Annotated in this window: 7 protein-coding genes, 6 tRNA genes and 1 rRNA gene; all 14 read left to right on the top strand. The window is 34.0% G+C overall.

The window, feature by feature from the left end; translation table 11 throughout:
- Positions 1 to 100 (top strand): 5S ribosomal RNA (gene rrf, locus LQ668_RS03655); the annotation flags it as partial.
- Positions 101 to 113: 13 nt separating this feature from the next.
- Positions 114 to 188, top strand: a tRNA-Asn gene (locus LQ668_RS03650).
- A 1-nt stretch (position 189) separates the two neighbouring features.
- Positions 190 to 261 (top strand) — tRNA-Glu (locus LQ668_RS03645).
- A 10-nt stretch (positions 262 to 271) separates the two neighbouring features.
- Positions 272 to 347, top strand: a tRNA-Val gene (locus LQ668_RS03640).
- 16 nt (positions 348 to 363) lie between these two features.
- Positions 364 to 447 (top strand) — tRNA-Tyr (locus LQ668_RS03635).
- Positions 448 to 451: 4 nt separating this feature from the next.
- Positions 452 to 526: transfer RNA gene (locus tag LQ668_RS03630), tRNA-Gln, on the top strand.
- Between the two features lie 5 nt (positions 527 to 531).
- Positions 532 to 604: transfer RNA gene (locus LQ668_RS03625), tRNA-Lys, on the top strand.
- Between the two features lie 197 nt (positions 605 to 801).
- Positions 802 to 1,707: an arginase gene (gene rocF / locus LQ668_RS03620; RefSeq protein WP_078358454.1), complete on the top strand. Its 906-nt coding sequence runs from the start codon at positions 802 to 804 to the stop codon at positions 1,705 to 1,707.
- A 140-nt stretch (positions 1,708 to 1,847) separates the two neighbouring features.
- Positions 1,848 to 2,654 carry a diadenylate cyclase CdaA gene (gene cdaA, locus LQ668_RS03615; RefSeq protein ID WP_078358453.1) on the top strand — a complete coding sequence of 269 codons (807 nt, stop codon included), beginning with the start codon at positions 1,848 to 1,850 and terminating at the stop codon, positions 2,652 to 2,654.
- Positions 2,655 to 3,590, top strand: a complete 936-nt coding sequence (locus LQ668_RS03610; RefSeq protein ID WP_203153330.1) for a CdaR family protein — start codon at positions 2,655 to 2,657, stop codon at positions 3,588 to 3,590.
- 21 nt (positions 3,591 to 3,611) lie between these two features.
- Positions 3,612 to 4,964, top strand: coding sequence for a phosphoglucosamine mutase (gene glmM / locus LQ668_RS03605; protein WP_078358451.1), 1,353 nt, complete (start codon positions 3,612 to 3,614; stop codon positions 4,962 to 4,964).
- Between the two features lie 459 nt (positions 4,965 to 5,423).
- Positions 5,424 to 7,226 (top strand): glutamine--fructose-6-phosphate transaminase (isomerizing), encoded by a 1,803-nt coding sequence (glmS, locus tag LQ668_RS03600; RefSeq protein WP_107509158.1) that lies wholly within the window; start codon positions 5,424 to 5,426, stop codon positions 7,224 to 7,226.
- Positions 7,227 to 7,360: 134 nt separating this feature from the next.
- Positions 7,361 to 7,663 (top strand): metal-sensing transcriptional repressor, encoded by a 303-nt coding sequence (locus tag LQ668_RS03595; RefSeq protein WP_078358455.1) that lies wholly within the window; start codon positions 7,361 to 7,363, stop codon positions 7,661 to 7,663.
- 13 nt (positions 7,664 to 7,676) lie between these two features.
- Positions 7,677 to 10,061 (top strand): heavy metal translocating P-type ATPase, encoded by a 2,385-nt coding sequence (locus tag LQ668_RS03590; RefSeq protein WP_208143576.1) that lies wholly within the window; start codon positions 7,677 to 7,679, stop codon positions 10,059 to 10,061.
- The last annotated feature ends 4 nt before the right edge of the window (positions 10,062 to 10,065 follow it).

Genomic DNA, 10,065 nt, shown 5'->3' with positions numbered 1-10,065 from the left:
AAAGAGGTCACACCTGTTCCCATGCCGAACACAGAAGTTAAGCTCTTTAGCGCCGATGGTAGTTGGGCTTACGTTCCGCGAGAGTAGGACGTTGCCGGGCAAATATTTATTTTTCCACAGTAGCTCAGTGGTAGAGCTATCGGCTGTTAACCGATCGGTCGTAGGTTCGAGTCCTACCTGTGGAGCCATGGCCCCTTGGTCAAGCGGTTAAGACACCGCCCTTTCACGGCGGTAACACGGGTTCGAATCCCGTAGGGGTCATTTTATTTATGGAGAATTAGCTCAGCTGGGAGAGCATCTGCCTTACAAGCAGAGGGTCGGCGGTTCGAACCCGTCATTCTCCACCATTTAAAAAAATAAGCTGGAGGGGTAGCGAAGTGGCTAAACGCGGCGGACTGTAAATCCGCTCCTTCGGGTTCGGCAGTTCGAATCTGCCCCCCTCCACCATGATTGGGCTATAGCCAAGCGGTAAGGCAACGGACTTTGACTCCGTCACCCGCTGGTTCGAATCCAGCTAGCCCAGCCATTTTAGAGCCATTAGCTCAGTTGGTAGAGCATCTGACTTTTAATCAGAGGGTCAGAGGTTCGAATCCTCTATGGCTCATAAGTAAGAGACGTTAGTTTAAGCTAACGTCTCTTTTTTTGTATATTTATATAAATAAATTATGCAAGATGTTTATGCATGAGTGTATAAATATTTGGGATATATTAATATTATCCAAGAACCCTTGTATAGCTTGATGTAAGTGCTTACATATAATAGAATATAATAGTAATGCTAAATAAGGGGGATATTAAATTATGAATAAGCGCATTGAAATAATCGGTGCTCCAACGGCTTTTGGTCAGCGTAAATTAGGGGTTAATTTTGGACCAGATGCTTTAAGATATGCTGGTTTAATTGAAAGAATTGAGAATACAGGTCATGAAGTAATAGACAAAGGGAATGTGGAATCTCCAGTAATAGATATGAAAAAATATAAAAGTGAACAGAATGGATTAAGAAATTTAGATGAAGTTATTTCATTTTCAAACAATTTATATGAAGCTGTAAATGAAACGAAGAATAATGGTAACTTCCCATTAATTTTAGGTGGAGATCATTCATTATCTATAGGTTCTATTGCAGGTATAAGTAAACACTATGAGAATTTAGGGGTCATTTGGTATGATGCACATGGTGATTTAAATACAATAGAATCTTCTCCAAGTGGAAATATTCATGGAATGCCTTTAAGAGCTTTATTAGGAGATGGAAATGAAAATCTCACTAATATTGGTGGGTATAAAAATAAAGTTAAACCTGAAAATGTTGTATTAATAGGTATGAGAGATTTAGATGATGGAGAAAAGAAATATATAAAAGAACAAGGTATACTTACATATACTATGGCAGATATCGATAGACTTGGAATGAGTAAAGTTATTTCTGAAACTATTGATTATTTAAAAGCTAAAACGGATGGTATTCATCTTTCACTTGATGTTGATGCGTTAGACCCAGTTGAAACGCCAGGTACTGGAACGACTGTACCTGGAGGGGCAACATACAGAGAAAGTCATTTAGCAATGGAAATGTTAAATGAATCAAACTTGATTGTTTCTGCTGATTTAGTAGAAGTTAATCCTTTAATTGATGAATATAATAAGACTGCACATCAAGCGATAGGTTTAATGGGATCATTTTTTGGTGAAAAGTTATTATAATTGACAACGATATATAGATGTATTTAAATTAAGAAGTCTCTTTTAAAGAGGCTTTTTTGTTTTATATATAATTAAATTAACAATATACTGAAAAAATTGTTATAATAAGCACTAGGTAAATGAAAGACGGAGGAGATACTATGCAGTTACCTGATATTTTTGGTGAATTGAGTGCCTTAAAGGTTATTACAGGTATACTTGATTTGATTATTGTATGGTATGTATTGTACTTGATCATAACTGTAGTTAAAGGTACAAAAGCGATACAATTATTAAAAGGTATATTTTTCATCATAATAGGTAGAACAATAAGTAATTTTTTAAATTTAACAACTACTACGCTCCTGTTTGATTTTGTATTACAATGGGGTTTTTTAGCTATTATTGTAATATTCCAACCTGAGTTCAGAAGAGCTTTGGAACAATTAGGGCGCGGAAGTTTATTTAAACGAGTTAATGTAGCGACATCAGCAGAACAAGAAAGATTAACTGATAGTGTCGATAAAGCAGTACAATATATGGCAAAAAGAAGAATTGGAGCATTAATTGTGTTCGAGAAAGAAACAGGATTGCAAGATTACATAGAAACGGGTATACCAATAAATGCTGATATTTCTCAAGAGTTACTGACTAATATATTCATTCCTAATACACCATTACACGATGGTGCGATGATTATTCAAGAACAAAAAATTGCTACAGCAGCGAGTTATTTACCTTTATCAGATAGTCAAAAAATCTCTAAAAGTCTAGGAACTAGACATAGAGCAGCTGTAGGTATTTCAGAAGTATCAGACGCGTTTACAGTTGTTGTATCTGAAGAAACGGGTTCAATTTCTGTAACAATTAATGGCAAACTTAGAAAAGAAATATCAAGCGAAGCATTTAGAGAGTTACTAGTTGAGCATTGGTTTGGATCTGTTCAAAACAGAAAGGATGTGAAGTAGATGCTAGAATCTAAATGGGGATTACGTTTTGTAGCTTTAGTGCTAGCATTACTCATGTTTTTATCTGTTAATAATGTGTTTGGCAGTTTGTTTTCAGAAAATGCTTTAAAAAGTTCTGATCATACAATAGAAGATGTACCTGTCGATACGTTGTATGATACGAAAGAATTATATTTGTCTGGTGCACCTAAAACAGTAGACGTTAAAGTTTCAGGACCGCAGTCTACAATATTACAAGCTGAAAAATTATTGAATTTTAAAGTAGAGTTAGATTTAAAAAACAAATCAGTTGGTCAGTATAAAGAAGAATTTAAGATTAAAGGTTTAAGTGATGAATTGAAAGCAACTGTGATTCCAAAAAGTGCTAATGTTTCACTACAAGATAAAGTGTCTAAAAAATATCCAATTGAAGCAGAAATAAATCAAAATAGAATTGCTTCAGGATACGAATTAGTCGGAGAGACAGTAAATCCTTCACAAGTCACTATTACAGGTGGGCAGGAAGAACTGAATAAGATTTCATATGTTAAGGCAACATTAGATGAAAATAAACAATTAACAGACGATACGACTGAAAAAGCTGGTATAAGTGTACTTGATAGCAATTTAAATAAATTGGATGTGCAAATTAGACCAGATACCGTAAATGTTAATATTAAAGTAGCTAGATCTAGTAAAACAGTAAGTTTAAATCCTATTACAAAGGGTACTTCATCAAAAGGTGTTAGTATTGATGGAATTAATTTAGATAAATCTGAAGTTAAAATATATGGTTCGCGTAATGTACTAGATGGTATTGAATCAATAGATGTACCTGTAGACGTTTCTAACGTTGACAGGAATACAACTAAAAAAGTAGATTTAAACTTGCCAGATGGTGTGGATGACGCAGAATATAAAGATGTTGAAGCAAAAATTACAACTTCTAAAAACTAATGGAAATAAAGGAGAATTATAATGGGCAAATATTTTGGTACTGATGGTGTAAGAGGTGTAGCAAATTCTGAGTTAACACCGGAAATTGCATTCAAATTAGGTAGATTTGGTGGTTATGTATTATCAAAGAAGCATAATAGTGAGAATCCAAAAGTTTTAGTTGGTAGAGACACACGTGTTTCAGGGGAAATGTTAGAATCTGCTTTAATAGCAGGTCTTTCGTCAATTGGTGCAGAAGTAATGAGATTAGGAGTAATATCAACTCCAGGTGTTGCATATTTAACGAGAGAAATGGATGCTGATCTTGGGGTAATGATTAGTGCATCTCATAACCCTGTAGCTGACAACGGTATTAAATTCTTTGGTCCAGATGGCTTTAAATTAACGGATGATGAAGAATTAGAAATTGAAAAATTAATAGACTCTTCAGAAGATAACTTACCAAGACCAACTGGTAATCAATTGAATCCTATTTCTGATTACTTTGAAGGTGCTCAAAAATATATTAGCTATATTAAATCTACGGTTGATGGTGATTTAGACGGATTGAAAATTGTATTGGATGGTGCACACGGTGCCACTTATTCACTAGCACCATACTTATTTGGTGACTTAGAAGCGACAAGTGAAACAATTGGTTGTAAACCTGATGGATACAATATTAATTTAAATGTTGGTTCTACACATCCAGAAGAATTAGCTAAATCGGTACTAGAACATGAAGCTGATTTAGGATTAGCTTTTGATGGCGATGGTGACAGAATAATTGCTGTAGACGAAAAAGGACAAATCGTTGATGGTGACCAAATTATGTTTGTTTTAGCACAAGATATGGCTAAAAATGGTGAGTTAAAAGATAATATGGTTGTTTCGACTGTTATGAGTAATTTAGGCTTTTATAAAGCGTTAGAAGAAGAAGGCATTAAATCAAACAAAACAAAAGTTGGCGATAGATATGTCGTTGAAGAAATGAGACATGGGTCTTATAGCCTTGGTGGAGAACAGTCGGGACATATTGTTCTTATGGATTATAATACAACTGGTGACGGTTTATTAACTGGTGCACACTTAGCAAGTATTATAAAAAGATCAGGCAAAAGTTTAAGTGATTTAACAAGCAAAATGAAAAAATATCCACAAAGATTAGTAAATGTTAGAGTTTCAAACAAATTTGGAGTGGAAGAAAATACAAAAGTGTCAGAAATTATGACTAAAGTTGAAGTTGAAATGAATGGTGAAGGACGTATATTAGTAAGACCTTCAGGAACAGAACCATTAGTTAGAGTTATGGTTGAAGCTAAAACAGAAGAAGATGCTGAAAGATACGTAAACAGCATTGCAGATGTTGTAAAAGAAGAAATGGGTATTGAATAGTACGAATTGAGGTGGAGACAATTAATTTGTCTTTGCCTCTTTTTTTATAATTAATATATCTAGCAAAAGTACTATATTTGTATGAAATATAGTATTATAATTGCACAACATACAGTTTCATTGTAGAATGAAGGAAGCTTACTTAAGGAGGAATGTGAGGTATACTAAAATAAGGAAACTTATAGCGCCTGAACAATGGTCATACATGATTAATGATACGTGTATAAACAGATACATGTTGAATGAATGTAGTTGCCTTTGTTGACGAGGAGGATAGTTATCGAATTATCGGCGGATGCTATCCCGGATGTGGCCCATTCGAAAGTTCAATGTTTAAAGCATATAGGTGACTGTATGTCCAAAGCCATTGAAATAGCCATAAATTAAAGAATGTATTGAAAGCGACTGGACAATTTTTTGGTGTCTAACCGCTTATTTAAAATTGGAGGAATTTTGTTTATGTGTGGAATAGTAGGATATATAGGTACAGCAAATGCTAAAGAATTATTACTTAAAGGATTAGAAAAATTAGAATATAGAGGTTATGATTCAGCTGGTATTGCTGTTAGAAACGAAGAAGAAATTAAAGTATTTAAAGCAAAAGGAAGAATTGCTGAGTTACGTAAAGCAGCTTCAGATGATTTTGATGGAAATATTGGTATTGGTCATACTCGTTGGGCAACACATGGTGTACCAAACTATGAAAATGCTCATCCACATCAATCAACATCTGGTCGTTTTACATTAGTACACAATGGTGTAATTGAAAATTATGAACAACTTAAGAGTGAATATTTAGAAGGCATTACATTCAAATCAGATACTGATACTGAAGTAATTGTCGAATTAATCGAGTACTTCTCAAATGAAGGATTAACTACTGAAGAAGCTTTCAATAAAGTATTATCATTATTACATGGTTCTTATGCACTTGGTTTATTAGATGAACAAGATGCAGATACAATTTATGTAGCTAAAAACAAATCACCTTTATTAGTAGGTATCGGAGAAGACTTTAATGTTATCGCTTCAGATGCAATTGCAATGTTAGCTGTTACGGATACTTATAAAGAATTAGTTGATAATGAAATCGTAATCGTTAAACGCGATGAAGTAATTATTAAAGATCAAGATGGTAAAGTGATTGAAAGAGATAGCTATAAAGCAGAAATTGATGCTTCAGACGTTGAAAAAGGTACTTATGATCATTACATGTTAAAAGAAATTCATGAACAACCTGGTGTAATGCGTAATATCATTCAAAATTATCAAGACGAAGAAGGCAATCTTAAAATTGATAAAGCAATTATAGATGATGTAGCTCAAGCTGACAGAATTTATATCGTTGCTTGTGGTACGAGTTACCATGCCGGTTTAGTTGGTAAAGAATTTATTGAAAAATGGGCTGAAGTACCAACTGAAGTACATGTTGCTTCAGAGTTTGTTTATAACATGCCTATATTGTCTAAAAAACCATTATTCATCTTTATCTCACAATCAGGTGAAACAGCAGATAGCCGTGCAGTATTAGTAGAAGCTAAACGTTTAGGACATAAAGCTTTAACAATTACAAACGTACCAGGCTCTACACTATCACGTGAAGCGGATCATACATTAATCTTACATGCTGGTCCAGAAATCGCTGTTGCGTCTACAAAAGCATATACAGCTCAAATAGCAGTATTAGCAATACTTTCTCAAGTAGTAGCTAATGCACATAACAAAAATACAGGTGTAGATATTATCCCTGAATTAGCAAAAGTGACTACTGCAATTACAGCAATAGTTGATGACGCTCCAAAAATGGAACAAATTGCTAAAGATTTCTTAGAAACAACACGTAACGCATTCTTCATTGGCCGTACAATGGATTACTATGTAGGTCTAGAAGGCGCATTAAAACTTAAAGAAATCTCTTATATACAAGCTGAAGGATTTGCTGGTGGAGAATTAAAACACGGTACAATCGCATTAATTGAAGAAGGTACACCAATTGTTGCTTTAGCTACTCAAGAAAAAGTTAACTTATCAATTAGAGGTAATGTTAAAGAAGTTGTAGCACGTGGCGCTAATCCATGTATCATTTCAATGGAAGGTTTAGAACATGATCATGATACGTATGTTATTCCACACGTACATGAAATGTTATCTCCACTTGTTTCAGTTGTTACATTACAACTTATTTCTTACTACGCAGCATTACACAGAGGCTGTGACGTAGACAAACCACGTAACTTAGCTAAATCAGTTACAGTTGAATAATTAATATAGAAAATCAGAGGCTGGGACAATTAATTTGTCCCGGCTTTTTTCATTATTATGTTTAAATTGAGCATTCACATTGAAAAATATACGATAGGGGGGTATAGTTGTATTTAAAGAGAGGACGTGAAGTTATGAGTGAGTTTTTACATGAACATACAGTAACACCAAGAACTAAAGAAGAGAAAGATAAAGTTATAAATAGACTTAAGCGTATTGAAGGTCAAGTTAGAGGAATTCAAAATATGGTTGAAGAAGATAGATATTGTGTTGATATTCTTGTACAAATTAGTGCCATTCAATCTGCATTAAAAAATGTAGGATTTGCTGTTACTGAACGTCATATTAAACATTGCGTTACAGATGCTATTCAAAACGGAGAAGGTGAAGAAACAATTGATGAATTGATGAGTGTACTTAAGCAATTTTCTAAGTAAGGAGGTCAACTAAATGAATGAAGACAAACAAGTTACTATTGGCGTAACAGGTATGACATGTGCTGCATGTTCAAGTAGAATTGAGAAAGTCTTAAACAGAATGGACGGCGTAGAAGCACAAGTGAATTTATCTACTGAAAAGGCTTCTATTAAGTTTAATGATGATTCAACTCAATTATCTGATGTAACGAAAAAAATAGAAAATTTAGGCTATGGTGTTTTGACTGAAAAATTAGATTTAGATGTTTATGGTATGACATGTGCTGCATGTTCAAGCCGTATTGAAAAAGTTTTAAATCGTCAACAAGGGATTGAAACTGCAACTGTAAACTTAACAACTGAACAAGCGAGTGTTGAATATAATCCAGAGTTAATCGATGAAAAGTCAATTATTGATAAAATTAAAAATATTGGCTATGATGCAGAGTCTAAAAATGATTCAAAAGACAAAAAGACATATAAAGAAAATGAAGTTAAACAAATGAAAATAAAACTTATTGTTTCAGCGATTTTGTCATTACCGCTTATATTAACGATGTTTGTTCATTTATTTAATCTTCCAGTGCCACAAATGTTAATGAATCCATGGTTCCAATTTGTATTAGCAACACCTGTTCAATTTATAATTGGTTGGCAATTTTATGTTGGAGCATATAAGAACTTAAAAAATGGTGGTGCAAACATGGATGTGCTTGTTGCATTAGGGACAAGTGCAGCATATTTTTATAGCTTATATGAAGCGATAAAAACAATTGGTAGACCAGATTATATGCCTCATTTATATTTTGAAACAAGTGCGGTATTAATCACTTTAATATTATTTGGAAAATATTTAGAAAAACGTGCTAAAAGCCAAACGACAAATGCATTATCTTCACTATTAAGTTTGCAAGCTAAAGAAGCAAGAGTAATACGAAATAATGAGGAAATCATGATACCAATAGAGAATGTAGCTGTTGGTGATATTTTAAGCATTAAACCAGGCGAAAAGATACCTGTAGACGGTATTATTCAAAAAGGGCGAACGGCTATTGATGAATCTATGATAACTGGCGAATCTATACCAGTTGAAAAGTCAATAAACGAAGAAGTTATAGGTTCTACAATTAATAAAAATGGTTTAATTAATATGAAAGCAACAAAAGTAGGAAAAGATACTGCGTTGGCATCTATCGTTAAAGTTGTCGAAGAAGCTCAAGGTTCTAAAGCACCTATTCAAAGGTTAGCAGATGTTATTTCAGGTTACTTTGTTCCAATAGTTGTAGGTATAGCTATTTTAACATTCTTAATTTGGATTACTTTAGTTGATGCTGGTCAATTTGAAAATGCACTCGTTGCGGCAATTGCTGTTCTTGTTATTGCTTGCCCTTGTGCTTTAGGATTAGCAACACCAACATCCATAATGGTAGGAACAGGAAAAGCTGCAGAAAGCGGCATACTATTTAAAGGTGGAGAGCATTTAGAACGCACACACCAATTAAATGCAATCGTATTGGATAAGACTGGAACAATTACAAAAGGTAAACCAGAAGTAACAGATTTTACAGGAGATATTGAGACATTGAAATTATTAGCTAGTGCTGAAAAAGGATCAGAGCATCCATTAGCTGAAGCCATAGTGGCGTATACAACTGAGCAAGATATAACACTAGCAGATGTAGAAGATTTTGATGCAATCCCTGGATACGGTATACGGGCATTAATAAATAGTGAGAATGTATTAGTAGGTAATAGAAAATTGATGTCACAAAACGGCATTGACACAAATATATTTGATGAAGATTTATCTAAATTAGAAACTGAAGGTAAGACAGCTATGCTAGTGGCAGTAGGTGGCGTTTTTAAAGGTATTGTTGCTGTAGCTGACACAATTAAAGAGAATGCACCTGAAGCTATTAAAATGTTACAAGATGAAGGTCTAGAGGTTATAATGCTAACTGGTGATAATGAGAGAACAGCTCAAGCAATAGCGAAACAAGTAGGTATTCATAATGTTATATCTGAAGTATTACCAGAAGAAAAAGCAGACAAAATAAAAGCCATTCAAAATACAGGTAAAAAAGTAGCGATGGTAGGAGATGGTGTTAATGATGCACCAGCACTAGCTATAGCAGATATAGGTATTGCAATAGGTACAGGAACTGAAGTGGCAATAGAAGCAGCTGATGTAACGATTTTAGGTGGAGAATTATTGCTCATTCCAAAAGCGATTAAGATTAGCCATGCTACAATTAAGAATATTAAACAAAATTTATTTTGGGCATTTGGTTACAATACAGCTGGCATACCGATAGCTGCATTAGGTCTCTTAGCTCCATGGGTTGCTGGCGCAGCAATGGCATTAAGTTCTGTAAGTGTTGTGTCGAACGCGCTAAGATTAAAAAAAGTTAAATTATAATAAA

It is taken from the genome of Mammaliicoccus sp. K-M42, from assembly GCF_022386375.1.
GTDB lineage: Bacteria > Bacillota > Bacilli > Staphylococcales > Staphylococcaceae > Mammaliicoccus > Mammaliicoccus fleurettii.
The sequence above is the reverse complement of the archived record's forward strand: the minus strand, read 5'-3'. Positions and strand labels throughout refer to the sequence as shown.